General features: G+C 69.4%; 24 protein-coding genes. 12 read left to right on the top strand and 12 right to left on the bottom strand.

What is annotated here, in order from left to right:
* The first annotated feature begins 58 nt into the window (after positions 1–58).
* Both ctaD and FN821_RS08975 read left to right on the top strand, forming a co-directional pair.
* The gene (gene ctaD / locus FN821_RS08980; protein WP_241660183.1) at positions 59–1,705 is read left to right on the top strand and encodes an aa3-type cytochrome oxidase subunit I; all 1,647 of its coding nucleotides are present in this window, start codon (positions 59–61) and stop codon (positions 1,703–1,705) included.
* A complete protein-coding gene (locus FN821_RS08975; protein WP_131172213.1) occupies positions 1,702–2,115 on the top strand; it encodes a cytochrome c oxidase subunit 4 in 414 nt (137 codons plus the stop codon). The genes ctaD and FN821_RS08975 overlap by 4 nt, the downstream gene beginning before the upstream one ends.
* Before the next feature lie 58 nt (positions 2,116–2,173).
* On the opposite strand, the gene FN821_RS08970 is transcribed toward FN821_RS08975, so the two are convergent.
* The 5 genes from FN821_RS08970 to ctaE all read right to left on the bottom strand — a co-directional run bounded on the left by FN821_RS08970 (position 2,174) and on the right by ctaE (position 8,044).
* Complete coding sequence (locus FN821_RS08970; RefSeq protein ID WP_131172214.1) at positions 2,174–3,637, bottom strand: GuaB1 family IMP dehydrogenase-related protein; 1,464 nt, start codon at positions 3,635–3,637, stop codon at positions 2,174–2,176.
* A gap of 72 nt (positions 3,638–3,709) precedes the next feature.
* The gene (gene qcrB / locus FN821_RS08965) at positions 3,710–5,416 is read right to left on the bottom strand and encodes a cytochrome bc1 complex cytochrome b subunit (RefSeq protein WP_131172215.1); all 1,707 of its coding nucleotides are present in this window, start codon (positions 5,414–5,416) and stop codon (positions 3,710–3,712) included.
* Positions 5,416–6,489, bottom strand: a complete 1,074-nt coding sequence (qcrA, locus tag FN821_RS08960; protein ID WP_131172216.1) for a cytochrome bc1 complex Rieske iron-sulfur subunit — start codon at positions 6,487–6,489, stop codon at positions 5,416–5,418. Before qcrA ends, qcrB begins: the two co-directional genes overlap by 1 nt.
* A complete protein-coding gene (gene qcrC / locus FN821_RS08955) occupies positions 6,486–7,286 on the bottom strand; it encodes a cytochrome bc1 complex diheme cytochrome c subunit (protein ID WP_131172217.1) in 801 nt (266 codons plus the stop codon). Before qcrC ends, qcrA begins: the two co-directional genes overlap by 4 nt.
* 29 nt (positions 7,287–7,315) lie before the next feature.
* Entirely contained in the window at positions 7,316–8,044 is a 729-nt protein-coding gene (ctaE, locus tag FN821_RS08950) for an aa3-type cytochrome oxidase subunit III (RefSeq protein ID WP_479681056.1), read from the bottom strand.
* 206 nt (positions 8,045–8,250) lie between these two features.
* Between ctaE and FN821_RS08945 the strand changes: the two genes are divergently transcribed.
* Both FN821_RS08945 and trpD read left to right on the top strand, forming a co-directional pair.
* The gene (locus FN821_RS08945) at positions 8,251–8,664 is read left to right on the top strand and encodes a DNA-binding transcriptional response regulator (protein WP_131172219.1); all 414 of its coding nucleotides are present in this window, start codon (positions 8,251–8,253) and stop codon (positions 8,662–8,664) included.
* Positions 8,661–9,710, top strand: a complete 1,050-nt coding sequence (gene trpD / locus FN821_RS08940; protein ID WP_131172220.1) for an anthranilate phosphoribosyltransferase — start codon at positions 8,661–8,663, stop codon at positions 9,708–9,710. The genes FN821_RS08945 and trpD overlap by 4 nt, the downstream gene beginning before the upstream one ends.
* A 15-nt stretch (positions 9,711–9,725) precedes the next feature.
* On the opposite strand, the gene FN821_RS08935 is transcribed toward trpD, so the two are convergent.
* The 3 genes from FN821_RS08935 to FN821_RS08925 form a co-directional block, all read right to left on the bottom strand.
* Entirely contained in the window at positions 9,726–10,394 is a 669-nt protein-coding gene (locus FN821_RS08935; protein WP_131172221.1) for an A24 family peptidase, read from the bottom strand.
* 15 nt (positions 10,395–10,409) lie between these two features.
* Positions 10,410–10,874, bottom strand: coding sequence for a hypothetical protein (locus FN821_RS08930; RefSeq protein ID WP_131172222.1), 465 nt, complete (start codon positions 10,872–10,874; stop codon positions 10,410–10,412).
* Positions 10,875–11,147: 273 nt separating this feature from the next.
* The gene (locus FN821_RS08925; protein ID WP_131172223.1) at positions 11,148–12,266 is read right to left on the bottom strand and encodes a sunset domain-containing protein; all 1,119 of its coding nucleotides are present in this window, start codon (positions 12,264–12,266) and stop codon (positions 11,148–11,150) included.
* A 168-nt stretch (positions 12,267–12,434) separates the two neighbouring features.
* On the opposite strand from FN821_RS08925, the gene FN821_RS08920 reads away from it, so the two are divergent.
* Positions 12,435–12,953, top strand: coding sequence for a peptidylprolyl isomerase (locus FN821_RS08920; RefSeq protein WP_131172224.1), 519 nt, complete (start codon positions 12,435–12,437; stop codon positions 12,951–12,953).
* Between the two features lie 219 nt (positions 12,954–13,172).
* Here FN821_RS08920 and FN821_RS08915 read toward each other — a convergent pair whose 3' ends face one another.
* Positions 13,173–13,448, bottom strand: a complete 276-nt coding sequence (locus tag FN821_RS08915) for an Lrp/AsnC family transcriptional regulator (RefSeq protein ID WP_131172225.1) — start codon at positions 13,446–13,448, stop codon at positions 13,173–13,175.
* A gap of 31 nt (positions 13,449–13,479) precedes the next feature.
* The gene (locus FN821_RS08910) at positions 13,480–15,183 is read right to left on the bottom strand and encodes a DEDD exonuclease domain-containing protein (protein WP_241660175.1); all 1,704 of its coding nucleotides are present in this window, start codon (positions 15,181–15,183) and stop codon (positions 13,480–13,482) included.
* Between the two features lie 270 nt (positions 15,184–15,453).
* Between FN821_RS08910 and FN821_RS08905 the strand changes: the two genes are divergently transcribed.
* From FN821_RS08905 to FN821_RS08890, 4 genes are all read left to right on the top strand, one after another.
* The gene (locus FN821_RS08905; RefSeq protein ID WP_131172226.1) at positions 15,454–15,675 is read left to right on the top strand and encodes a hypothetical protein; all 222 of its coding nucleotides are present in this window, start codon (positions 15,454–15,456) and stop codon (positions 15,673–15,675) included.
* A 157-nt stretch (positions 15,676–15,832) separates the two neighbouring features.
* Entirely contained in the window at positions 15,833–16,909 is a 1,077-nt protein-coding gene (locus FN821_RS08900) for a C40 family peptidase (RefSeq protein ID WP_131172227.1), read from the top strand.
* Between the two features lie 122 nt (positions 16,910–17,031).
* Complete coding sequence (locus FN821_RS08895; RefSeq protein ID WP_131172228.1) at positions 17,032–18,207, top strand: C40 family peptidase; 1,176 nt, start codon at positions 17,032–17,034, stop codon at positions 18,205–18,207.
* Complete coding sequence (locus tag FN821_RS08890; RefSeq protein ID WP_131172229.1) at positions 18,159–19,295, top strand: hypothetical protein; 1,137 nt, start codon at positions 18,159–18,161, stop codon at positions 19,293–19,295. Before FN821_RS08895 ends, FN821_RS08890 begins: the two co-directional genes overlap by 49 nt.
* Here the strand turns inward: FN821_RS08890 and FN821_RS08885 are convergent.
* A complete protein-coding gene (locus FN821_RS08885) occupies positions 19,292–20,032 on the bottom strand; it encodes an alpha/beta hydrolase (protein ID WP_206662059.1) in 741 nt (246 codons plus the stop codon). The two genes, FN821_RS08890 and FN821_RS08885, sit on opposite strands and share 4 nt — an antisense overlap.
* 60 nt (positions 20,033–20,092) lie before the next feature.
* Between FN821_RS08885 and FN821_RS08880 the strand changes: the two genes are divergently transcribed.
* From FN821_RS08880 to FN821_RS08870, 3 genes are read left to right on the top strand one after another with little or no spacing between them, the layout of a single operon-like run.
* Entirely contained in the window at positions 20,093–20,869 is a 777-nt protein-coding gene (locus tag FN821_RS08880; protein ID WP_131172230.1) for a lysophospholipid acyltransferase family protein, read from the top strand.
* A 47-nt stretch (positions 20,870–20,916) separates the two neighbouring features.
* Positions 20,917–22,320, top strand: a complete 1,404-nt coding sequence (locus FN821_RS08875) for a class II 3-deoxy-7-phosphoheptulonate synthase (protein ID WP_131172231.1) — start codon at positions 20,917–20,919, stop codon at positions 22,318–22,320.
* Entirely contained in the window at positions 22,317–23,351 is a 1,035-nt protein-coding gene (locus tag FN821_RS08870; protein WP_131172232.1) for a threonine aldolase family protein, read from the top strand. Before FN821_RS08875 ends, FN821_RS08870 begins: the two co-directional genes overlap by 4 nt.
* Here FN821_RS08870 and FN821_RS08865 read toward each other — a convergent pair.
* A complete protein-coding gene (locus tag FN821_RS08865) occupies positions 23,344–24,606 on the bottom strand; it encodes a hypothetical protein (protein WP_131172233.1) in 1,263 nt (420 codons plus the stop codon). The genes FN821_RS08870 and FN821_RS08865 overlap by 8 nt on opposite strands.

Here is a 24,606-nt window from a genome sequence, read left to right as displayed (position 1 = left end):
GTTCCGGGCCACCGCTGGCACGCAGACCCAGGTCCGGGGTAACACCCGCGCCGGCACCATGGTCATGAAGCTGCTGACCACCACCGACCACAAGGTCCTCGGCCAGATGTACCTCTGGACGGCCCTGTTCTACTTCGGCTTCGCCGGCCTGATGGCCCTGGTCATCCGCGCAGAGCTGGCCTTCCCGTCGCTGCAGTACCTGTCGTACGAGACGTTCAACCAGTTCTTCACGATGCACGGCACCTTGATGCTGCTGATGTTCGCGACGCCGATGTTCTCGGCCTTCGCGAACGCGCTCATGCCGCTGCAGATCGGCGCGCCCGACGTCGCCTTCCCGCGTCTGAACGCGTTCTCGTTCTGGCTGTATTTCATGGGCTCCCTCATGGCTTGCGCGGGCTTCCTGACGCCCGGCGGTGCGGCGTCCTTCGGCTGGTTCGCCTACGTTCCGCTGTCGAACGCGATCCACAGCCCCGGCGTGGGCGGCGACCTCTGGCTGATGGGCCTGTACCTCCTCGGCCTGAGCTCGATCCTCGGCGGCGTGAACTTCATCACGACCATCACGACGATGCGCATGCCTGGCATGACGATGTTCCGGATGCCGATCTTCACCTGGAACATCCTGGTCACCTCGATGATGATCCTGATCGCGTTCCCGGTGCTCGCCGCCGGCCTGCTGGGCCTCGAGGCCGATCGTCGGATCGGCACCCACCTGTTCGACGCGGCCACGGGCGGGCCCCTGCTGTGGCAGCACCTCTTCTGGTTCTTCGGGCACCCTGAGGTCTACATCATCGCCCTGCCGTTCTTCGGGCTGATCACCGAGATCCTTCCGGTGTTCGCCCGCAAGCCCGTGTTCGGCTACGTCGGCCTGGTCGGCGCCACGCTCGCGATCGGCGGCCTGTCGATCGCCGTGTGGGCTCACCACATGTTCGTGACCGGTGCGGTCAACCTGCCCTACTTCTCGTTCATGACGTTCATGATCGCGGTGCCCACGGGCGTGAAGTTCTTCAACTGGATCGGCACCTTGTGGGGCGGCTCGTTGCGGATGGACACCCCGCTGCTGTGGTCCGTGGGCTTCCTCACGACCTTCCTGTTCGGTGGCCTGACGGGCATCATCCTCGCCTCGCCGCCGCTCGACTTCCAGGTGTCCGACACCTACTTCGTCGTCGCGCACTTCCACTACGTGCTGTTCGGCACCGTCGTGTTCGCGATGTTCGCAGGCTTCTACTTCTGGTGGCCCAAGTTCTACGGCCGCATGCTGGACGAGACGTGGGGCAAGGTCCACTTCTGGATGCTGTTCATCGGCTTCCACACCACCTTCCTCGTGCAGCACTGGCTGGGTGTCGAAGGGATGCAGCGCCGAATCGCCGACTACCTGCCGACCGAGGGCTTCACGTTCCTCAACCAGGTCTCGACGGTCGGAGCGTTCCTGCTCGCGGCGTCCATGCTGCCGTTCATCTGGAACGTCTGGATCACCAGGAACGCGCCCAAGGTCACCGTGGACGATCCGTGGGGCTGGGGCCGGTCGCTGGAATGGGCTACCTCCTGCCCGCCGCCGCGGCACAACTTCGTGTCGCTCCCCCGCGTGCGCTCGGAGTCCCCGGCCTTCGACCTGAACCACCCTGAGGCGTCCCATGACGACTACCACGCGGCTCTGACCCGCACCGAAGCGCCCGTCCTGACCGGTTCGAAGGAGTCCACGCGATGAAGGTCGAAGCCAGGCTGTTCCTGTTCCTGTGGGTGTTCTTCCTGATCGTCACCGGCATCTACCTGTGGGCGTCGCTGGCGGTCTACCACGCCGTAGAGCCGATCGGGCAGACGGTGTTCATCCTCTGCTTCGCCATGACGCTGATGATCTGGTTCTACCTGTGGGTCATCGGACGCAAGATGAACTCCCGGCCCGAGGACAACAAGGGCGGCGAGGTCGCCCAGGGTGCGGGCGCGCTGGGATTCTTCCCGCCCAAGAGCATGTGGCCGTTCGTCTGCTCGATCGTGTGCTCGATCCTCGTGCTCGGCCCGGTGTTCGGCTGGTGGCTGACCATCATGGGCGCCCTCATCGGCGTCTGGGCCGTCTGCGGCTGGTGCTACGAGTACTACGTGGGCGACTACCGCCACTGAGTTCCACACAACAGGACGCCCCCGGCCAGCGTGCCGGGGGCGTCCTGTCGTGGTGCGGCTACCAGCTGACGTGCAGCGGACGACCCTCTTCGTAGCCCGAGCGCGACTGGACGCCGATGCTGGCCCGGGCGTGGAAGTCATCGAGCGTGCGCGCCCCGGCGTAGGTGCAGGACGACCGCACGCCGCTGACGATGAAGTCGATCAGGTCCTCGACGCCCGGACGCTGCGGATCGAGGTACATCCGGGAGTTGGAGATGCCCTCCTCGAACAGGGACGCCCGCGCCCGCTCGAGCAGCGACTGGTCGCGCGTGCGCGCGCGCACGGCGCGCGAGGACGCCATTCCGAACGACTCCTTGTACACGCGGCCGTTCGCGTCGCTCATGAGCGGTCCGGTGGACTCGTACGTGCCCGCGAACCACGAGCCGATCATGACCGCGCCAGCGCCCGCCGCGAGGGCCAAGGCGACGTCGCGCGGGTGCCGGACGCCTCCGTCGGCCCAAATCGACTTGCCCATGTCGCGGGCGGCCTCGGCGCAGTCGAGCACGGCCGAGAACTGCGGACGCCCCACGCCGGTCTGCATGCGGGTCGTGCACATGGCGCCGGGGCCTACACCGACCTTCACGACGTCGGCGCCCGCCTCGATGAGGTCGGTCGTCCCTTCACGCGTCACGATGTTGCCGGCGACGATCGGGACGCGGCGTCCGGTGCGGGCCGCGTACTCGTCGCGCACGGAGCGCACCCGCTCGACGCCCGCGATCATCCGCTCCTGGTGGCCGTGGGCGGTGTCCATGACGAGGACGTCAGCACCGGCGTCCAGCAGGGTGGCGGCGCGCGCGGCGGCGTCCCCGCTGATGCCGACGGCCGTGCCGACGCGGAGGCTTCCGGCATGATCGACGGCGGGGGAGTACAGGGCCGCGCGCATGGCGCCCTTGGGCGTCAGGACGCCCACGAGGCGGCCGTCCGGGTCCAGGGCGATGGCCAGCTTGTGGCGCCGCTCGGAGAGGGCGTCGAAGATCTCGGTGGGCGACGCGGACGCGGGCACGGTCGTGAGTTCGGCGATGGGGACCATGGCCTCGCGCACCTGGACGAACCGATCCAGGCCGTCGAGGTCGCCGGACGAGACCACACCGAGCGGAACCCCACCCTCGACCACGACCGCCGCACCGTGCGAGCGCTTCGGGATCAGCGCCAGAGCCTCGCCGGCCGTGGTGTCGGGCGCGACGTGGATGGCGGACTCGAACACGACGGGGGCCGCCTTCACGCGCTCGATCGCCTTCACCACGATGGCCGCAGGCACATCCTGGGGGAAGATGGCGATGCCCCCGCGGCGCGCGACGGTCTCGGCCATGCGGCGTCCGGAGATGGCCGTCATGTTGGCCACGACCAGCGGCAGCGGGAGGGCTAGGGAGTCGGTGCTGGTCAGGTCGACCTCCAGCCTCGAACGGATCGAACTGCGGGTCGGCGACATGAAGACGTCATCGTAGGTCAGGTCGTAGTCGGGCTTGGAGGTCGTGAAGCGCACCCGGTCATCGTAGTGGCTGCGGACGCAGCAAGGCCCGGCTCGCTGGTGGGCGAACCGGGCCTTGTCGGTGTGTCAGTGGCCGAGGGCCTTGGCGTCCTCGACCTCGTGGTCGAGTTCGTGGTGGTCGTGCGCATGGGCCTCTTCGATCTCGTCCCGGCTGGGCACCGGGATGTCGTCGGAGAAGAACCAGCGGGACGCGCGAGCACGGAGCTTGCTGATGCCGCGCTCGGCCTGCGGGATGCCGTTGACGTCGACGCCGTCGGACGCCTCGAGCGGCTCGTACTGCTCGTGCTGGGTGAGCGTCCAGGCCTCGTCGTGCGACACCGGGACGTGGTCCTCGGAGTAGCCGCCGGCGGGGGAGCGGTCGATGATGCCCGACTCAGAACCGTGCAGGATGCGCTCCCGATCGGCACGCTGCAGCGAGAGGCAGATGCGCTTGGTCACGATGAACGCGATCACCGGGGCGACGAAGACGGCGACCCGCATGAAGTAGGTCACGGCGTTCAGCGACACGTGGAACTGGGTTGACAGGATGTCGTTGCCGCCGGCCAACCAGAACATCGCGTAGCAGGTCATGCCAGCCACACCGAGGGCGGTGCGGGTCGGGGCGTTGCGCGGGCGATCCAGCAGGTGGTGTTCGGCCTTGTCGCCGGTGACCCACGCCTCGATGAACGGGTAGAGGCCCAGGCCCGTGAAGAGCAGCCCCATCAGGCCGACGCCCGGCAGGAAGATGTTCCACGACCAGGTGGTGCCGAAGAGGTGCCACTCCCAGTTGGGGATGATGCGGATCGCGCCTTCAACCCAGCCCATGTACCAGTCGGGCTGGCTGCCAGCGGTCACCTGGGCCGGGTTGTACGGGCCGTACATCCACACCGGGTTGATCTGCATGAGCGCGCCCATCAGGATCAGCACGCCGAAGACGATGAAGAAGAAGCCGCCGGCCTTCGCCATGTAGACGGGGAAGAGCGGGTAGCCGACCACGTTCTTCTCGGTCCGTCCCGGGCCGGGGAACTGGGTGTGCTTGTGGTAGACGACCATCGTCATGTGGGCCCCGATGAGCGCCAGCAGGATGCCGGGGATCAGCAGGATGTGCACCATGTACAGACGCGCGATGAGGGCGTCCCCGGGGAACTCGCCGGCGAACACGAAGAACTCGGCCCAGGTGCCGATCAGCGGGATCGAGCGGATCAAGCCGTCCACGAAGCGCAGGCCGGTGCCGGAGAGGAGATCGTCGGGCAGCGAGTAGCCGGAGAAGCCGGCGATCAGCGACAGCGACATCAGGCCGACGCCGATGAGCCAGTTGAGCTCGCGCGGCTTGCGGAAGGCGCCCGTGAAGAACACGCGCAGCATGTGCGCGGTCAGCGCGGCGATGAACAGGATCGCGGCCCAGTGATGCACCTGGCGAACCAGGAGGCCGCCGCGCACGTCGAACGAGAGCGCCAGCGTCGAGGCGAACGCCTCGGACATCGGCAGGCCCTTCATCAGCTGGTAGCTGCCGTTGTACTCGAGCTCCATCATCGACGGCTTGAACCAGATGGTCAGGAAGACACCTGACATCAGCAGGATGATGAAGCTGTAGAGCGCGATCTCGCCGAGCAGGAAGGACCAGTGATCCGGGAAGACCTTGCGGAGACCGCCCTTGGCGATCTTGGCCAGTCCGACGCGCTCGTCGAGCCAGGCTGCCGGGCCGGAGAACTGCTGCGGGCCGGCGTCCTTACCTTCAGGACGCTTGCTCTCCAGCACGGGCGCCGAGGAGGTGATGGTCGTGGGCTTGGCCATTACTGGTCACCTTCCTTGAAGTCCTTGCTCGAGTCGCGCTCGAAGTAGCTCGGTCCGACCGGCACCGGGAAGTCGCCCTGGGCCACCAGGTAGCCCTCGGCGTTGACCTTGATCGGAAGCTGCGGCAGGGAGCGCGCGGCGGGGCCGAAGACGACGACGCCTGAGTTGCCGAGGTCGAACGTCGACTGGTGGCAGGGGCAGAGCAGGTGGTGCGTCTGCTGCTCCCACAACGAGATCGGGCAGCCGACGTGGGTGCAGATCTTGCTGTAGGCCAGAATGCCGTCGACCTGCCAGTCCTTGCGGGAGGCCGGGATCTTGATGGACGCCGGGTCCATCCGGACGATGATGATCGCCGACTTGGCCTTCTCGGTCTGGTACTCGTGGCCGTGCAGCTTGAACAGCGTCTCCGGCTCCGCGTTGACCAGCTGGCCGATCTCCAGATCGGACGCCTTAAGCGGCAGTTCGTTGACGTCGTTGACCAGCCGGACGCCCTCGGCCCAGATGGTCTTCTCGATGGTCTCAGCGCGCTTCGCGGCCAGGGGGTAGGGGCCCATGTCGGCCAGCAGGACGACCGCCGGGACGGCGAGCATGCCCATGCCGCCGCCCAGGGCGCCCAGGATGAGCTTGCGGCGTCCGACGCCGGAATCGGTGATGCCCGCGTTGACCTTGACGAGCGCGGCCGCCCGAGTCTCCTCGTCGCTGCCGGCTTCGTGGCGCTCTTCGGCGATTTCCTGGTCGCTCATGATGTCGCGCGCCCAGGCCACCATGCCCGTGCCGATCAACAGCACGGCCAGGCCGGCGGTCAGGCCGAGGAAGAGCGTCTGTGCGTGGAAGTTGTTGCCCAGCACGTCAAAGCCGGCGGTCTTCGGGACGGCGAAGTAGATGACCACGAAGGCGATCGCCAGCACGGGCACGAGGCCGAACATCGCCAGGATGTTGCGGTAGGCGCGGTTGCCGGCGGCGACGTCCACGTCCGTGTAGCGAGGGACGTGGTGCTCGATGCCGGGGTCGTCAACGGGGAACTGGCGGGCCGGCGCCGAGGGGTGGTCGGTGGGGACGATGTCGTGGCTCATCGGGCGCGCGCTCCTCGCGATGCGATCCAGGTGGCGAACAGGCACAGGCCGCCGATACCGACGATCCAGCCGAACAGGCCTTCGGACACGGGTCCGAGGCCGCCGAGGTTGAACCCGGGGCCGGGCTGCGCGTGCAGCGACTCCAGGTAGGTGATGATCGAGGCGACATCGGCGTCCGGGATGGCGCCGGGGGAGAAGACCGGCATCTGCTGCGGACCCGTCCGCATGGCCTCGTAGATGTGGATCGGCTCGACGCCCTTGAGGGTGGGCGCGTACTTGCCCTCGGGCAGGGCGCCGCCGCCGCCCTCGAAGTTGTGGCACGCGGAGCAGTTGGTGCGGAACAGTTCGCCACCGCGGGCGATCGTCGCGGCGTCCTGGTCGCCGGGCGCGTACTGCGACTTCTGCGGAATGGCGGGGCCGGGGCCGAGGGTGGCCACCCAGGCCGCCAGGGCGTCCGTCTCTTCACGCGTCATGGTGTTGTGCTTGCGGGGGGCCTGCGCGCCCGGGGCGGCCATCGGCATGCGGCCGGTCGTCACCTGGAAGTCGACGGCTGCAGCGCCCACGCCCACCAGGGAGGGCCCTTGGGAGGTGCCCTCGCCATTGAGGCCGTGGCAGGACGAGCAGCTGACCGCGAACAGTCCCTTACCGGCGGCGACCTGGGCGGACGTGCCCGTGTCGGCCGCGACCTGCGGCGCCGGCGCCACGACGGCGTACAGCGTGCCCATCAGCAACAGGGCGAAAGCGAGCATGAGCGGCTTTGCCGCCCGCCTGCGCCTGTGGGATGAGAGGAATCTCATGAACGGTTCCCTTCGGGTGGGGCGGGCGGTTAGCGAATGAGGTAGATCACCGAGAACAGGATGATCCAGACGACGTCGACGAAGTGCCAGTAGTACGAGGTGACGATCGCGTGGACGGCCTGCTCGTGGGTGAAGGTGCGCGCCAGGTAGGTGCGGCCGAGCATCAGCAGGAAGGCGATCAGGCCGCCGAGCACGTGCAGGCCGTGGAAGCCGGTCGCGATGAAGAACGCCGAGGTGTACGCGTTGGTGGCCGGGATGAAGCCCTCGGCCGCGAGGTTGGCGTACTCGAACGCCTGTCCGCCCAGGAAGACGGCGCCCATCAGGAACGTCAGGGTGTACCACTCGCGCAGGCCCCACTTGGCAACGTTCAGCACGGAGCCGGTGCGTCCGACCTGGCCCTTCTCGGCGCGCATGACGCCGATCTGACAGGTGACCGAGGAGAGCACGAGGATCAACGTGTTGAAGATCGAGAACCAAGGCTGCGGGTTGCCGAACCAGTCGTTGATGAAGTGGCCGGAGCCCCACTGCCACATCGTCTGCTCGCCCGGCTTGGCCATGGCGTTGGTGACGTTGCGCAGCGAGAAGTACGCCGCGAACAGTGCCGCGAAGAACATGAGCTCGCTGGCGAGCCACACCCAGGTTCCGACGGCCACCATGTCCGGGCGACCCTTGGTCGCGTGCAAGCGACTCGGAGCGATCGGGTGCAGGGCGCCACTAGGGGTCGCGGGGACCGCGGTCAACTTCTCGATCTGTGCCACGGCGTCATTATGTCTTGTCAGACGGCGCCTGACCATTACTGGCGTCCACCCCCCGGTACGGCGATTTGTGAACCGTTCCCTCAGGCGGAACGTGGCGGCCTCCGGGGGTCTCGTCAGGGTGATCACTGACTGGCGAGGCCGTGCGTGGGGTGAGCCGGGAGTCGCTACGATGCCGACAAGCGACTCAGCAGATCGGGGACGAGACCATGGGCGAAGCGACGGCGGGCACGACACGGGTGCTGGTCTATTCCGACGACCGCTCGGTGCGTCAGCAGGTCCGCCTGACCCTCGGACTCCGGATCGCCGCTGATCTTCCCGACATCGACGTCGTCGAGTGCGCCACCTACCAGGCGGTGCTCCGCACGCTTGACGTTGGGGGCATCGACCTGATCGTCCTCGACGGGGAAGCGGTGCCGCTCGGCGGCATGGGCCTCGCCCGGCAGATCAAGGACGAGATCGCGGATGCCCCGCCGATCCTGTTGATCGTCGCGCGCGTCGCCGATGCCTGGCTCGCCACCTGGTCCAGGGCGGACGCCGTTGTCGCGTACCCGATCGACCCGCAGCGTCTGCCAGCAGCGGCCGCCGACCTGCTGCGGTCACGGGCCGCCACCGTTTCGTGAGCCTGACCTGGCCCGATCTGCTGACCGGCCTGGTAGCCGGACGCGACCTCGACCGGGGGGCAACAGCCTGGGCGATGAACGAGATCCTGTCCGGCAACGTGACCGCCGTTCAGATCGCTGGCCTCATGGTGGCCCTGCGCGCCAAGGGTGAAACGGTCGAGGAGCTCACCGGCCTGGCCAGCGCCATGCTGGACAACGCCCGCCCGATCGACTTGACCCGCGAGGCGGTGGACATCGTGGGCACTGGAGGTGATCGGGCCAACACGGTGAACGTCTCAACGATGGCCGCGATCGTCGCCGCGGCCGCTGGCGCCAAGGTGGTCAAACACGGCAACCGCGCCGCGTCCTCGGCGTGCGGCACGGCCGACGTGCTCGAGGCGCTCGGCCTGGTGCTCGACCTCCCGCCGGATCGGCAGGGCGCCGTCTTCGAGCGCGCCGGTATCGTCTTTCTGTTCGCCTCGTACTACCACCCTTCGCTGCGCCACGCCGCGGTGCCCCGACGTGAGCTGGGGATCTCGACGACGTTCAACTTCCTCGGACCGCTGGCCAACCCGGCCCGGCCACGGGCCCAGGCCGTTGGCGTCGCCGACGCGCGCATGGCTGCCCTGATGGCGGGGGTGCTGGCTGATCGCGGCAACCGGGGGCTGGTTTTCCACGGCGACGACGGGCTTGACGAGCTGACGACGACGACGTGCAGCGACGTCTGGGTGATCGACGCGGGGCGCGTCCAGGCCACGCGATTCAACCCCGCCGATCTCGGCATCGCGCCGGCGGACCGGACGGCCCTGGTCGGTGGCGACCCGCAGCACAACGCGGGGGTGGTCCGCGAGACCTTCGCGGGGCGGCTAGGCCCGGTCCGCGACATCGTCACGCTGAACGCCGGGGCCGCGCTGTTGGCTTTTGACGGACCGAATCTCGACCGGCCCATCACGGACCAACTCGACGCGGCGGTCGGCCGAGCCGCCGCCGCCATCGACTCGGGCGCGGCGTCCGAGACGCTCGACCGCTGGGTCGAGGCGACGAGAAACGCGGCCGCTCGGGCCTAAGCCAGAACGTGGCGGTCAGGCCTGCGTGAGGGCGCTGATCGCCAGGGCCACGAACGGCCCTGACCACAGCGCGGGGCCATACGGGAAGGGGCCCGGCCCTCGAACGAGGCGCGTGGTGACCCCCCAGATCGCGCCGAGAAGGGTCCCGATCAGGACGCCCCAGCTGGCGGTCTGCGCCGAATGGGCGGCTGCCACAGCCCCCACGACGGCCATCAGCCGGACGTCGCCGAAGCCGATCCCGCCGGTGAACCGCCAAAACAGGTAGAAGAAGCCGCCCACAGCCAGCGCGCCGAGCAGGCCGCGGAGGGCGATCGACGCGTCGGCGTCCAGGATCGCCCACAGCGCGATACCGACGCCGGCGATGAGGGCCATTGCGGTCGTCAGCACGCGCGGGAGCCAGGTGGTGGCCCCGTCGATCGCGATCGCCAGGGCGCCGGGCACGATCAGCGCCGCCCAGGCCAGCCAGCCGGTAGGCGGGACGATCCAGGCGACGAGACCGCTGGCGACAACCGCAATGACGAAGACCGCAGCCAGGAAGCCAGGGCTGCCAAGCGAGGCGTAGGGACGCTTGTCGGCGATGTCGGGGTCGTCCAGCGGCTCGGGCAGGTGCCCGAGGATGGGGCGGGTGGCGATGGCGATGACCAGCGCCAGCCCCGCGGTGAGGATCAACCCCGGCGTCGTCACGCTCGCAGCCTAACGTCACGCAGCGGCGACGAGGCGTCCAGAGCGGGCCCGCGGGGTTGCCTCAGTGGCCGCCAGCAGCGAACAGAGTTGGAGCTCGACCAGCTGGGGGACCTCGGTCGTGAGCCCCGTCGCGAGGGCGTCCAGCATGCCCTGGGCGACGTGGAGCCGGGAGGCGACAGAACGACTCGACCACCCGAGGCTGGCGAGCCGCCGCAGGACCTGACGGCTGGCGCGGGCGGGCACCAGCTGGCGCCGGGCGGCGTCCAGTGACTCGGGGGTGATGGCGAGGACCTGGCGCGCGAGCGTGGGGGCGATGCTCTGCACGCGGCGTCCGGGCCTGACATCCAGCAAGGCACGGGCCAGACCCAGCGGCAGGCCCGCGTGCAGGGCGATGACTGACCAGTGCAAGGCGGTGGACGCGCTGATGTGGTTCAGGTGGGCTCGGAAGGGGGCGGCTACCACCCGGCTCGGTGCATCCATGCTGTTTCTCCTGGGGCTCGACTTCGTGGGCACCAGCAAAGCGGGATCACGCGCCGAGCGGAATGGGGAGAACTCCCCATGCGGTTCACGTCGTCGATTCCCCCAGTTCCGACCCAGCGTGGTTCGGACCGTGCGGGCCGAACCCGACGCGGTCGGGCACTTTGGCGTCCGGCTGCGGCGTGTCACGCGTAGCCGGGTCGGGTTCATCCCGCCTCTGAGGACGAAACAGGGGGCACGGTCCGAGACCGTGCCCCCTGTCGGGTGAGCGTCAGTTCAGCGCTGCGCCTTGGTGAAGCCGGCCGCCTCCGCGGCAGCCTCGGAGTTGAACCACACGTCGGCGATCGTGCGGGTGTGGCCGCCCGAACCGGGCAGGTGGTACTTCATGGACCGCTCGTTGCCCTTGATGAAGAACTCCTCGGGCGGGTTCTCGCCCACGTAGGAGCCTGCCCCGTAGGTGCGCCCAGCGGACGCCACGGCCTCGTCGGCCACCATGGGCGCCTCCTCGGTGACGAGTTCTGCAGTGGCGTCGGGGGCGACGTCAGCAAGGGCATCCTCGGTGGCGAACGCGGCGTCGCGACGGTAGGCCTCGCTGGGCTCGTGCGCCTGCCAGCCGCTGTCCTCGGGGGCCAGGAAGCGCTTGATGGCGTAGGCGATGCCGGCCAGCAAGCCGGTGGCGAGGATCAGTTGGAGGAACGTCTTGCCGATCGAACGCGTGGGCTCGGGCTCCGGCAGTTTGAGCTCCCCGGCCAGGGCCGCGCGAGCCGCCACGAGGCGGTCTTTGGCGTCCTGGGTCTGGGGCATCGCTGCCACCGAGTCGACAACCTCGTTGATGCGCGGAAGCACGTCGGCGTTGAACCGGTCGCGGCCGGCGTCCACCAACGGCTGGACGCGCGCGTAGGCGTCGTCCAGGTGCGGCTGCAGTCGCTCCATCGCCTCGTCGACGTAGGGCTGCAGGTTGTCGCGCGTGTCGTCCGCGAAACGGGAGAGCTTGGGCTGCAGGGTGTCGCGGGCGTCGGACGCGAACTGCACGACCTTCGGCTGCAGGTTGTCGCGCGCCTCGGAGGCCAGATACGCCAGCTTGGGCTGCAGGGTGTCACGGGCATCGGACGCGAACTGTGCGACCTTCGGCTGGAGCGCGTCGCGGGCGTCGGTCGCGAACTGGACCACCTTGGGCTGCACGGTGTCGCGAGCCTCCGAGGCGAACTGGACGCCGCGGCGTCCGAGGTCTTGGGCGCGGGGGGCGAGGTAATCGGCCAGATCCCGGGCGCGGGGGGCGATGTACTCGTCCACCACCTTGAGGGCGTCAGCTCCGAGGTTGGCCAGATCGGCCTTGATGTCTTGGGCCAGGTCGTGGGCGGTGTCGCCGACGGCTGCGATGTCCTTCTTCTTCACGGGGTCCTCCCGGGTTCGTCGCGTGATCGCGAATGGGCTACGCGTGATCGCGTGCCCCCACCGTACCCGTCGCCCGTCCCGCGGGAAGGGGGCAGAGGGACGACTGGGGGACGTCTGCCAAGATGGTGGGTGTCAGCACTCAAGTACGTTTGCAGAAAGGACGCCCGCGTGGCTCAGACAGCAACCCTGCACACCAATCACGGCGACATCGTGATCAATCTGTTCGGTGACCAGGCCCCCACCACCGTGGCCAACTTCGTGGGTCTCGCCACGGGCACCAAGGAGTACCGCGACCCGGTCTCCGGTGAGCAGAAGACCGGCAAGTTCTACGACGGACTCGTCTTTCACCGCATCATCGACGGCTTCATGATCCAGGGCGGCGACCCGGTCGGTAACGGGACCGGCGGCCCGGGCTACAAGTTCGGCGACGAGTTCCACCCCGACCTGTCGTTCAACCGGCCGTTCCTGCTCGCCATGGCGAACGCCGGCCCGGCGACGAACGGCTCCCAGTTCTTCATCACCGTGACGCCCACGCCGCACCTCAACTTCCGCCACACGATCTTCGGCGAGGTGGCTGATCAGGCCAGCCGCGACGTCGTGTCGACGATCGCGAAGGTGCCGACCGGCCGCATGGACCGTCCGGTCGAGCCCGTCGTCATCACGTCGGTCGAGGTCAGCGAGGCGTAACCCTCCCGCGAGCCGCGGCGCTCCGACCCAGGCGGGTCGGGGCGCCGTTCGTGTTAAGCGAGCGCTGCTCAATCGGTAGCCGTCGGATGAATGGCTTCGCTGGCTGAGCTTGTCGAAGCCTCTTGTGATGCTGCTTCGACGAACGCAGCCAGCGCTTGACCGTGGACGCCATGGCAGATCGGACGCCGACGCGCGCGTTCGCTGGCGGCGGCGTCGGGGTTAGCCGCCCAGCGAGAAGGCCGCCTCGAGGTCGTGACTCGAGTAGGCGCGGAAGGCGATGTGGGTCTCGGTGCTCTTGACGCCGGGGACTTTGTTGAGGCGTAAGGTGACGACCTCGGCGACCGCGTCATGATCGCGGACGCGGACCACCGCGATCAGATCGATGCGTCCGGTAACCGAGTACACCTCGGTCACGCCGTCGAGCGCGGCGATCTGCTCGGCGACCTCGGGAATCAGCGCGACATCGGCGTCGATGAAGACGAGGGCGGTGATCATGGTGCTCCCTGCTGCTGGACGGTCGACGCGCTCATCCTAGGAGGTGGGAGGCGAGAGCCGTGTCGTTGATGCCGCTGAAGATGGGCCAGGCCCACTCGCCTTGGATATCGATCAGACGGACGCCGGGGCGTTCGAGCCAGGCGGCGATCCGTTCGCTCTCTTCGACGAGGGCGGCAGGCTGCGGCCCGACGGCGGGCCGGACCGCCTCAGCGGCGGCCACGGCAGCCCTGGCAACGGCCTGAGGCACCTCGCCGGGCCGTGCCAGCGCGGCCGCCGCGAGGCGTCCATGACGAATCACATGGATCTCCCAGGCTCCGGCGACCTGAAGCGCGGCGACGATCTGGGGACAGGCCGCGATGGCCCGCAGCCGCTGGTAGCGGAGCGCCGCCCGCAGCGTAGCCCGGACGCGATCTCGCACGAGCCCCGCCTCTTCGAAGCGTCGCTGATCGACGAGGACGCGGAGGCGGCTGCCGCCCGCGTCCAAGATCGGCCGGACGTCGCGGCCCAATGCGGCCCGCACGCCGTCGGCGATCTGGCCATAGTCGTCCCTCGAAACCCGGCGGTCGCAGGGGGAGGCGCAGCGGCCCATCTCGCCCAGAGCGCAGGACGCCGTTGGCTTGGCCAACGACAGCCGGTCGGTGCACTGCCGGATCGGAAACGCGTCGTACACGGCCAACACCACCTGTTCGGCAGCCAGCCGCCCACCCAGGGGGCCGAAGTAGTCCGCGCCGTCGTCCGCGACGCGTCGCACGACGGACAGGCGCGGGAATGCCTCGTTGGTCAGCTTCAGCCAGACCTGGCGCTCCGGGTACTTCGACTTGCGGTTGTAGCGGGGCCGATGGGCGTCGATCAGCCGCAGCTCGAGGACCTCGGCCTCAAGGGGCGTGCGGCAGACGTCGGCTTCCACGCCTGAAGCGACCCGGACCATCTCCGCCATGCGGGGGCGCTTCTCGGCAGCCGTGAAGTAGGTGCGTACTCGGTTCCGGATGTTCACGCTCTTGCCGACATAGAGCACCTGCCTACGCACCATGCCCGCGGCGTCCGGTAGATCGGCATAGAAGCGGTAGACGCCCGGCGCGTCCGGCAGATCGGACGCCCACCCGCGCTTGGCCCGACGCTCAGGGGAGACTCCGCGCAGGAACTCGGCGAGGTCGTCGAGCGTTTCGACCCTCAGGTTGCCGACCCGCTCGAGCAGATGATGAAGCACTTCCACCGTCGCTCGTGCATCGGTCAGCGCGCGGTGGTTGGGCTCGACCGACACCTTGAAGTGGCGCGCGAGGGTGGAGAGCTTCACGTTGGGCACCTCGTCCCGCAGGAGGGCTCCGCGCGCTAGGCCGACGGTGTCGATCACTTCGTGGTGTGGCCAGGGGTAGCCGTGTTGCTCGCAGGCCCGCTTGAGAAAGCCGACGTCGAAGCGCGCGTTGTGGGCTACGAGGACGCAGCCGCGGGCGAACTCCAGGAACGAGGGGAGCGCCTCGGCCAAGCCGGGCGCTCCGGCGACCATGGAGTTCGTGATGCCGGTGAGCACTGAGATCAGGGGCGGGATGCCGACGCGGGGGTTCACCAAGGTCTGGAACTCGCCGGTCACGTCGCCTCCGCGGACGCGCACCGCGCCGATCTCGGTGATGGCGTCGGACGCGGTGCTGCCCGTGGTCTCCAGGTCGACCACGCAGAACTGCACGTCAACCAGCGCGCGACCGGTGTCGAAGATCTGCGGCTGGGCGAAGAGGCTCACGTCCCGCAACCTAGGAGGGGCCACCGACAGTTTCCGCGCGCGCTTCTCGGTGGGCTCGGGGCTCGGGCTTCCGTCTTGGTAGGTCTGGCGGACTGCGGCTTCCGATCTGGGCCGTGATTTCGTGGGGGACATCACCAGTCGACGGTCGCGGCCGCTCAGGCGCTCCGCGATTCTTTCGTCCGTCAGATCTAGCGGATGGAAGAGGCCGCTCCCGACCCGTCTGACCACCGCCTTTCAGAAACTGTCGGAGGGGGTGGCCACCATGGGGTCATGGACATGATGATCGTTGATTGCGACACCTGCGAGGTGCGTGGGCGGTCGTGCGGAGACTGCGTGATCTCTGCGCTGTTGGGGGTGCCGGACGCGACGGCGCCGCCCATCTTGAGCGACGAGGAGCAACGGGTCCTGGGCCTGTTCGCCGACTCCGGCCTGCTGCCGCCGCTCAGGCTGGTGGCGCCGTTGGCGCCCCCCGCGTGGGAGGCGCTGGGCTGAACCTCGGAGGTCTCAGAGCCGGGCGCTTTCCACAGGTTTCCTGAGGGATTCGTCAATTCCGGCCCAGTTCGCTTAAGCTACTTCTCAGGAACCTGGCTGCATGACCCTTCCCCGGCTGGCGAGGACCTGAAACTTGCCTTCTGAGGAGAATCAATCCGTGCTGTCACGTGGTCGTAAGTTCTTGTTGTCCGCTGCTGCGTGCACGTTGGCGACCTCGCTGGCCCTCGTCGGCAACTCCGCGATCGCCAGCGCCGATCCCGTGACCGCTGCGGCCGGTGCCGCTGCCGGCCAGACGGTTGCCTCGGCCCGCGCCACCCTCGATGCCCTGGACGAGCAGGTCGGCCAGCTCGAAGAGCAGTACAAGCAGGCTCAGGTCGTCCAGGAGGCGTCCGCGAAGCGCGCTGCGGCGCTGCAGGCGGACGTGACCGCCCAGACGGCTCGCGTGGACGCGCTGCACAAGCAGGCCGCCGGCTTCGCCCGGGCCGCCTTCCAGAGCGCCGGCGTCGACCAGACCACCCAGCTGTTCGTGTCGGGCGATCCCGAATCCTTCATGAAGCAGATCTCGACGGCGTCCAAGGTCGACGAGAACATGAACGACCTCCTCGTGCGCTACCAGTCCGAGCAGGCCAACCTGGTCGACCTCAAGCGTGCGGCGGACGCCGAAGCCGCGAAGGCGACCGAGGCCGTCCAGGCCATGGCGAAGGCGACCGAGCAGGCCAAGGCGAAGTTGGCGGACCAGCAGGCCCTGCTGAGCCAACTGAGCGCCGAGCAACGCGCCGCCGTTGAGGCGGACACTGCCGTGACCACCAATGCCGCCGCCGCAGCGGCCGCGGCGCCCGCCGGTGCGGCGTCCACCTCGACCATGTCGGGCGGCACGGCGGCCGGGCAGAAGGCGGCCGCCTACGCGATCGCTCACGTCGGCTCTCGCTACGTGTGGGGCGCGGCCGGGCCGAGCGCCTTCGACTGCTCCGGTCTGATGCTGGCCGCGTACGCCACCGCGGGAATCTCCATCGAGCACTCGGCGATCGGCCTCTCGCGCAGCTACCGTCCCGTCGCTCGGGGCGACCTGCAGACCGGCGACCTGGTCTTCTGGTACCGCCCGATCCACCACGTTGGCATGTACGTGGGCAACGGCATGGTCGTCCACGCGCGCAACCCGCGCGTCGGCGTCGTCATGCAGTCGCTGGACTCCTACGGCGCCCCGTACTCGGGCGCGGTGCGCGTCACCGGCTGAATATTTCCTGAGAGCTTGGCAGATTCTCTCAGGTGAGTTAAGGTTTCGTTCAGGAACTTTGGCCGCTTCGCTTCCCCTGGCAAGCCAAGGCTGTCCTGGACCAGAAGGAGCCTTCAGCCATCATGATGTTTCGCAAGCCCGTCCTAGCCGCCTTGTCCGGCTTGCTGGCGACGTCGTTGGTGCTCACTGGGGGGGCGAGCATGGCCAACGCGGATCCGGCCTCTGACTTGGCGCAGGCGCGATCGGCTGCCGCCGCCGCGAACCGCTCTCTGGCTTCGGCCCAGGCCGAGCTCGATCGCCTCGATGCTCTCGTCGGCGATCTCGAGGAGAAGTACGGCCAGGCCAAGATCGAGCAGGAGGCCTCCGCGCAGCGGGCCGCGGCTCTGCAGGCCGACGTGACAGCCCAGGCGGCCAAGGTCGAGGCGCTGCACAAGCAGGCGGCCGGCTTCGCCCGCGCCGCCTTCCAGAACGCCGGCGTCGATCAGACGGCCCAGCTGTTCGTGTCGGGCGATCCCGAATCGTTCCTGCAGCAGATCTCGACGGCGTCCAAGGTCGACGAGAACATGAACGACGTCCTGCAGCGGTACCAGGCCGAGCAGGCCAACCTCGGCGACCTCAAGCGCGCTGCGGACGCCGAGGCTGCCCGGACCACGGCGGCGGCCACGCAGATGGCCCAGGCCGAAGCCGAAGCCGAGCGCAGCCTCGCCGAGGCCCAGGACTTGGTGTCCAGCTTGTCTGCCGAGCAGCGCGCCGCCCTCGACCAGATTCAGTCTGCTCAGGCCGCAGCTGCCGCTGCAGCCCAGGCTGCAGCCCCCGCAGCTGCAGCTCCTGCGGCCGCGGCTGCACCGGCCGCGGCCGCTCCCTCGGCCCCGGCCGCGAAGGCCGTCGCCCCGGCCCCGGCTGCGACTCCGGTGGCCGATGCGGGGGCGCCGTCATCGGCTGCCGCCAAGGCCGTCGCGTTCGCCCGAGCCCACCTCGGCGACCGGTACGTGTGGGCGGCGGAGGGTCCCAACGCGTTCGACTGCTCGGGGTTCACGTTGTCCGCCTACCGCGCGGCCGGCATCTCGCTGCCCCACTCGTCGTCCGCTCAGTCGGGGATCGGACGCTCGGTGTCCCGCTCCGACCTGCAGCCGGGCGATCTCCTGTTCTGGTACAGCCCGATCCACCACGTCGCGCTCTACGTCGGCGACGGCATGATGATCCACGCGCAGAACCCGCGAGTCGGCGTGGTGATCACGCCCGTCAGCCAGTGGCTCGGCTACGGGATCTACTTCGCCGGAGCACGCCGCGTAAGCTGACGCCTATCGCGACACAGCCCGGACTCCGCCGCCGCAGCCTCCTCCTAGCTGCGGCGGCTTCCGCGTCTCTGGCCGGTTGCGCTCCACCGGCCGGGCCACGTGAGCGTTCCAGCACCCCCGAGCTGGCGTCCGACCTGAGCAATGCGCTCCGCACGGCCAATGCCGCCCGGTTCGCCGGGATCTTCACGCCGGACGCCGAGGGCCTGAGGCTGTCGGGTCTGCTGTGGCGCAACCTGATCGCGCTCGGCGTGATCGACCTCACCGCGCAGGGCGACGCCCTGGTCGTCGAGTGGTGCGGTCCCGGAGAGATCCTGGGCGCCGTCGAGCAGGTCGTGCCGTGGCTGGTCGACGGGCGCATCGTCCGGCTCGCGCCCCGCGGCCCCGCCCGGCCGTTGTGGCTCGCTGAACCCATCACCATGCTGCCCGGCGATCAGGTGGGAGTCATCGTGGGCGGCTCCAGCGCGGGCAGCGACGCGCGGGGCTTGCTCACCGCCGCGGAGCGAGCCGTCCACCTGCTGGCCACGTCAGAGCTGCGAGCCGCCGTGACCTCCTGGGACGGCAGCCTGGTCGTCGGCGTCCCGTCCACCCTGGACGCCTTCGCTGCGGTCACCGGTCTGGGCGCCGACGTGGCCGCACGCACGCAGGCCGTCACGGTGATGGCCTCGGCCGACTCCGCGCCGCGGATCGTCCTCAACCGGCTGGCGATCGCCGGACTGAGCACCGACGAACTCACCACCGTGCTCGTCCACGAAGGCGTCCATGTCGTGCTGCGCACGCCGACGTTGCGGGCTCCCTTGTGGCTCAGCGAGGGCCTCGCCGAGTCGGTCGCGGCGGCGTCCGATCGGGCGACGAAGCTGAGAAACGACGGCCTCTTCAGATCCTCGCCGCGGCCGACCGCCCTGCCCACGGCAGCGGAGCTGAACGGTCCGGACGCAGCCCGCGCCTACGCCTTGAGCGCCCATGCCGTGGACGCGGCAACCGCGCGCTGGGGGCGTCCGGCGGTGCTGGACTGGCTGCTCGACTGGACGGCGCCGGAACGCCCGACCGAGGCCGAACTCACCGCCACCTACCTGGCGAGCCTGCCCTAGGAGTGCGCGGCCAGGAACTCCAGGCTGGTGTCGATGATGAAGTCGGCGTCGTTGTCCATGGTGGCCACGTGGTAGCTGTTGGCCAGCACGTGCTCGGTCACCTCGGCTGAGGAGACCTGCCGGGTGATGATCTCGACGGACGCCGGCGGCACGACGTGGTCGACGGCGGAGCGGAAGATCACCAGCGGGCACTCCACCAGATCCAGGTACGGACGCAACTCGCCCCACAGCTTGTACATGGCGTGGACGGACGCGATTGGCGTCCGCTCGTAGGCGCCCTCGTCGATGTCGAGGACGGCGTCGTTGGCGATGCCCTTGACCGACTTGACCACGTGCTTGAGAACGCCGGACAGCGGCACGAGCGGGCTCGCGACCGTGACGGCCGGGTTCACCAGCATCAGCCCTGCGACCTCCGACGGACGCTTCTCGGCGAGCATCAGCGACAGAGCCCCGCCCATCGACAGGGACGCCACGAAGACCTGATCGCAGGACGCCTTGAGTTCAGCGAAGGCCCGCTCGACGCAGGCGTACCAGTCCTGCCAGGACGTGACGGCGAGGTCCTCCCAGCGAGTGCCGTGGCCGGGCAGCCGGGGGAGCGAGACTCGGTAGCCCGCCGCGGCCGTCCGCTCGGCCCAGGTGCGCAGGGACGCGGGGCTGCCGGTGAAGCCGTGGACGAAGAGGACGCCGATGCGTCCGTCGCCGGCGGCGTAGGACTCGGTGGAGGGACGCTGTGCCATGAGCGCATCGTAGGCTCCCAGCCGCACTGGCTACGCTATGGCGGTCCAAGGAGGTCGCCCATGTCGTGGTACTCGTTCTTCAAGTACTCCCTCGTCCGCCCGTTCGTGAAGCTCGCCTACAAGGCCAAGGCGGTCGGCACCGAGAACATCCCGTCGTCCGGGGGCGCCATCATCGCCTGCAATCACACCTCGGCGACCGAGACCTACATGATGCCGGCGCTCATCAAGCGTCCGGTGACCTACCCCGCCAAGCGTGAGCTGTTCATCCCCGGCAAAGGCCTCAAGGGCATCCCCCAGACCGTGATCGCGTGGGCGGTCAAGGCCGTGGGGCAGGTTCCGCTGGACCGCACCGGCGGACGCGCCGCGCTCGACGGGCTGGGCCCGGTGCTGCAGGTGCTCAAGGACGGTGGAATCGCCGGCATCTATCCCGAGGGCACCCGCTCGGTCGACGGACGCCTCTACAAGGGCAAGACCGGCGTCGCCCGCCTCGCGCTGGCGGCCAACGTGCCGGTCGTGCCGTGCGCCATCACCCACAACGAGATCACGGGCAAGCTGTTCGGCGCGATCCCGATGGCCGATCACCCCGTCGTCACCTTCGGACGCCCCCTCGACTTCAGCCGCTACGCCGGCTGCCAGGACGACCGCGCCGTCATCCGGTGGGTCACCGACGAGATCATGAACGCGATCATGGAGCTGTCCGGGCAGACCTACGTGGACGCCTACGGCACGTCGATCAAGTACGGCGGCATGACCGTCGAGGAGGCGGACGCCCGCGTCGCGGCCCGTCCCGGCCTGGGGCTGGCCGTCCCTGAGCCGTGCGCGACGGCGTCCGACTGATTCGCGGGCAGCGGACAGCGACGCCCGGGCTCCGGCCGCGGGCTACCATGACCGGCGTGTCTTCGCCCTACCCGTCGTTGTCTGACCTCCACGCGCTCGGGGCTGCCCAGCAGCCCCAGTACCCGGACGCGTCCGAGGTCGGGCGCGTCGTGGAGGCGCTGCGGCGGCGTCCGCCCTTGGTGTTCGCGGGCGAGGTGGATGAGCTCCGCGGGCGGATCGCCGAAGCCGCCGCGGGCCGCGCGTTCATCCTGCAGGCGGGGGACTGCGCCGAGACGTTCGACAACGTGACGGCCGTCAACATCAAGAACTCGCTGCGCGTCCAGCTGTCGATGGCGCTGGTCCTGCAGTACGCGGCCCAGGTGCCGGTGGTCAAGGTCGGACGCATCGCGGGCCAGTACGCCAAGCCCCGCAGCAGCGACTCGGAGACCCGCGAGGGCGTCACGCTGCCGTCGTACCGCGGGGACGCCGTCAACGGCCTCGACTTCGACGAGGCGTCCCGGCGCAACGATCCGCAGCGGCTGGTGGAGGTCTACAACGCCTCGGCGGCGACGCTCAACCTGGTGCGCGCGTTCGTCAACGGCGGCTTCGCCGACCTGCGGACGGTCCACTCGTGGAACTCCGAGTTCGTCCGCTCCTCGGCGATCGAGGCCCGCTACGAGGCGCTGGCGGCCGAGATCGAGCGCGCTCTGGCCTTCATGATCACGTGTGGCATCGGTGGCGACGAGCTGCGCACGATCCACTACTACGCCTCGCACGAGGCGCTGCTGATGGAGTACGAGCACGCCCTGACCCGCATCGACTCGCGCACCGGAACGCCGTACGGCACGTCGGGCCACATGCTGTGGATCGGCGAGCGGACGCGGCAGCTGGACGGCGCGCACGTCGAGTTGCTGTCGCGCCTGCGCAACCCGATCGGGGTCAAGGTGGGCCCCACCGTCTCGCCGTCGGACGCCGTCGCGCTCGTCGAGCGACTGGACGCCCAGCACGAGCCCGGACGCCTCACGCTGATCTCGCGGATGGGGGCCGACAAGGTCCGCGACGTGCTGCCGCCCATCGTGGAGGCGGTCGAGGCCACCGGCCGCAAGGTCGCCTGGGTCTGCGATCCGATGCACGGCAACACCTTCAGCACGTCCAACGGCTACAAGACGCGCTCGTTCGACCGGGTCTGGGCCGAGGTCGACGGCTTCTTCGACGTGCATGCCGCGCTGGGCACCTGGCCCGGCGGCGTTCACGTCGAGCTCACCGGCAACGACGTCACCGAATGCGTCGGCGGCGCGCAGGAGCTGTCGGAAGAGAACCTCGCGCAGGCGTACGAGTCGGCGTGCGACCCCCGGCTGAACCGCAACCAGTCGCTGGAGCTGGCGTTCTACCTGGCCCAGCGGCTCAACGACGACATGATCGCCCGCGGCGAGAACCCGGTGCAGGCCTTCGAGCCGCACGAACTGGCATGAGCGTCGCGTCCGTCATCGACCTGAGGAGCGACACCCTCACCCAGCCCAGCGCGGGCATGCGCGCGGCCATGACGTCGGCGTCCGTGGGGGACGACGTCTACGACGAGGACCCGACCGTCCACGAGCTGGAGGCGCGTGTCGCGGCCCTGCTGGGGCACGAGGCGGGGCTCTTCACCGCGACGGGATCGTTGGCCAACCAGCTCGGGGTCGCGCTCCACGTCGGTCCGGGCGAGGAGGTGCTCTGCGACGCACGCGCGCACATCGCCCGCGCCGAAATGGGCGCGCACGGAGCCCTGCACGGCGTGACGATGCGCACCTGGGTGACCAACGACGGCGTCGCGGACGCCGCCCAGATCACGAACCTGCTCGAGCCGGACGCCGGCCCGTACCTGGTCTCGACGCGCTGCGTCGCGCTGGAGAACACGCACAACTTCGGTGGCGGCACGATCCAGCCGCTGCCCGGGCTGCAGCGCGTGACGCGGATCTGCCACGACCTCGGCGTCAAGGTGCACCTCGACGGCGCCCGGCTGTGGAACGCGCACGTCGCGACCGGCGTCCCGCTCGACACCTACGGACGCCTCTTCGACACCGTCTCGGTCTGCCTGTCCAAGGGGCTCGGCGCGCCCGTCGGCTCGGTGCTCGTCGGGACGGCGTCCGAGATCGCGCGAGCCCGCGTCCTGCGCAAGAGGCTGGGCGCCGGCTGGCGCCAAGCGGGGCTGCTGGCCGCCGCCGGCCTGTACGCCCTGGAGCACAACATCGGACGCCTCGCCGACGACCACGCCGCCGCTCAGGCCTTCGCGGAGGCTGTGGAGGCGAGGGCGCCGCACGCCGTGAAGTATCCCGAGACGAACATCGTGGTGGCCTCGACCGAGCGCACCAAGCCGGCTGCGGTGGTGGAGGCGGCCGCCGCCCGCGGCGTCCGGATCTCGGCCCTCGGGCCGAAGATGATCCGCGCGGTGACGCACCTGGACGTGTCGGTCGAGGACTGCGCCCGGGCCGGGGCGATCGTCGGCGACCTGCTCGCTAACTGAGGGCGGGCGGGGTGCGCAGGCCCAGCGACTCCCAGGTGTAGGGCCGGAGGCGTCCGAAGAAGGCGGCCGCAAAATTGAGCCGGTCGTCCAGCGTGGGGAAGTCGGTGTCCGGGACCACCAGGTCCATGCGCCCTGAGTCGATCGAGAAGGCGGGCGCGTCGATGGCCAGCAGCCACTCCATCTGCTGCGGATGGATGACGTCGTACGCGAAGCGGTCGTCGTCGGCGTTCACGCGATAGCGGCGGTTGAAGTCCTCGCTCTCGAAGGCGATCTTGCGCCCGAGGCGTCCGCCGAACATGCCCCAGTTCAGGCTGAGGTCGCGGAACGGAAAGTCGAGGAAGATCGCGGCGGCGGGCTCGGTGTGATGCGCGGTGTACGTCTCGGTGTGGCTGTTGCCGTTGGCGTCGGTGGTGGTGCGGGTCTCGGTCGTGTCCCAGTGGTGGGTGAAGGCGACCAACTGCAGGGCGCCGCGGCGTCCGATGATGACCTCTTTGGCCTCGTGGGCGTGGCCCGCGCCGGAGAAGGGGACGCTGGCCAGCCAGGCGTCGTCCTGGGGACGGTAGATCCAGGTGGGTCGGCCGTAGAAGCTCAGCTCCGCCGGCACCGGACCCGGGGCTCCGGCGGGCAGCGACCGGATGATCGCGACGATCTCTGCCGCGCAGTTCAGCACCGGGAGCAACAGCTCAGGGTCGCTGGGAACGGGCGCGACGGTGAGCCGGCGGCCGTCGACGCTGAGGGTCGCGCTCGGCAGCAGCTTGCGCAGCAGGTGGGCTGCGGGCGGCACGCTCGCGGCGACGGCCTGGGTCCAGGTGGCGTCCGCGCCGACGACGGACCAGCCGTCGACATCGAGACGCTGGCCAGCGACGCCCCTGCGTTCCCGACCGGCCGGCGCCAGCTGGGCCTCGGGGTAGGCGGCGCCCAGGTCCAGTGCCGCGACGAACTGCCAGCCGCTGACGTCGCTGCGGTAGCGGACGGCGACGAAGTCCACACCGGACGCCGTCCGTCCGGTGATCCGGTCCTCGACCCTGCGCTGGCGTCCGAGGCCGAAGGGTGGGCAGTTCAGGCCGTACACGGTCTCGAGTCCGGGGCTCGGCTCGTAGTCCCAGCCGAACGCGCCGACCTTCGCCCGGTACATCGCGCGGATCACCGCCCGGGCGACGAAGATGCCGATCACGACGACGGCCACAACGCCGGCGATCACCACGAAGAACTCCACGGGCGAGAAGGCGGAGCCGAAGGGGGTGTCCTGGCGCAT

The organism is Propioniciclava tarda (genome assembly GCF_900182665.1).
GTDB lineage: Bacteria > Actinomycetota > Actinomycetes > Propionibacteriales > Propionibacteriaceae > Propioniciclava > Propioniciclava tarda.
This window is presented reverse-complemented; position numbering and strand designations above follow the sequence as displayed.

Coding starts and splice junctions, on each gene's coding strand:
- FN821_RS08880 (WP_131172230.1), top strand. CDS start 20,093: ATGTCGTGGTACTCGTTCTTCAAGTACTCCCTCGTCCGCCCGTTCGTG.
- FN821_RS08865 (WP_131172233.1), bottom strand. CDS start 24,606: ATGCGCCAGGACACCCCCTTCGGCTCCGCCTTCTCGCCCGTGGAGTTC.
- FN821_RS08930 (WP_131172222.1), bottom strand. CDS start 10,874: ATGGATGCACCGAGCCGGGTGGTAGCCGCCCCCTTCCGAGCCCACCTG.
- FN821_RS08885 (WP_206662059.1), bottom strand. CDS start 20,032: ATGGCACAGCGTCCCTCCACCGAGTCCTACGCCGCCGGCGACGGACGC.
- FN821_RS08915 (WP_131172225.1), bottom strand. CDS start 13,448: ATGATCACCGCCCTCGTCTTCATCGACGCCGATGTCGCGCTGATTCCC.
- FN821_RS08905 (WP_131172226.1), top strand. CDS start 15,454: ATGGACATGATGATCGTTGATTGCGACACCTGCGAGGTGCGTGGGCGG.
- FN821_RS08875 (WP_131172231.1), top strand. CDS start 20,917: ATGACCGGCGTGTCTTCGCCCTACCCGTCGTTGTCTGACCTCCACGCG.
- qcrC (WP_131172217.1), bottom strand. CDS start 7,286: ATGAGATTCCTCTCATCCCACAGGCGCAGGCGGGCGGCAAAGCCGCTC.
- qcrA (WP_131172216.1), bottom strand. CDS start 6,489: ATGAGCCACGACATCGTCCCCACCGACCACCCCTCGGCGCCGGCCCGC.
- FN821_RS08870 (WP_131172232.1), top strand. CDS start 22,317: ATGAGCGTCGCGTCCGTCATCGACCTGAGGAGCGACACCCTCACCCAG.
- FN821_RS08895 (WP_131172228.1), top strand. CDS start 17,032: ATGATGTTTCGCAAGCCCGTCCTAGCCGCCTTGTCCGGCTTGCTGGCG.
- FN821_RS08945 (WP_131172219.1), top strand. CDS start 8,251: ATGGGCGAAGCGACGGCGGGCACGACACGGGTGCTGGTCTATTCCGAC.
- ctaD (WP_241660183.1), top strand. CDS start 59: ATGGTCATGAAGCTGCTGACCACCACCGACCACAAGGTCCTCGGCCAG.
- FN821_RS08975 (WP_131172213.1), top strand. CDS start 1,702: ATGAAGGTCGAAGCCAGGCTGTTCCTGTTCCTGTGGGTGTTCTTCCTG.
- qcrB (WP_131172215.1), bottom strand. CDS start 5,416: ATGGCCAAGCCCACGACCATCACCTCCTCGGCGCCCGTGCTGGAGAGC.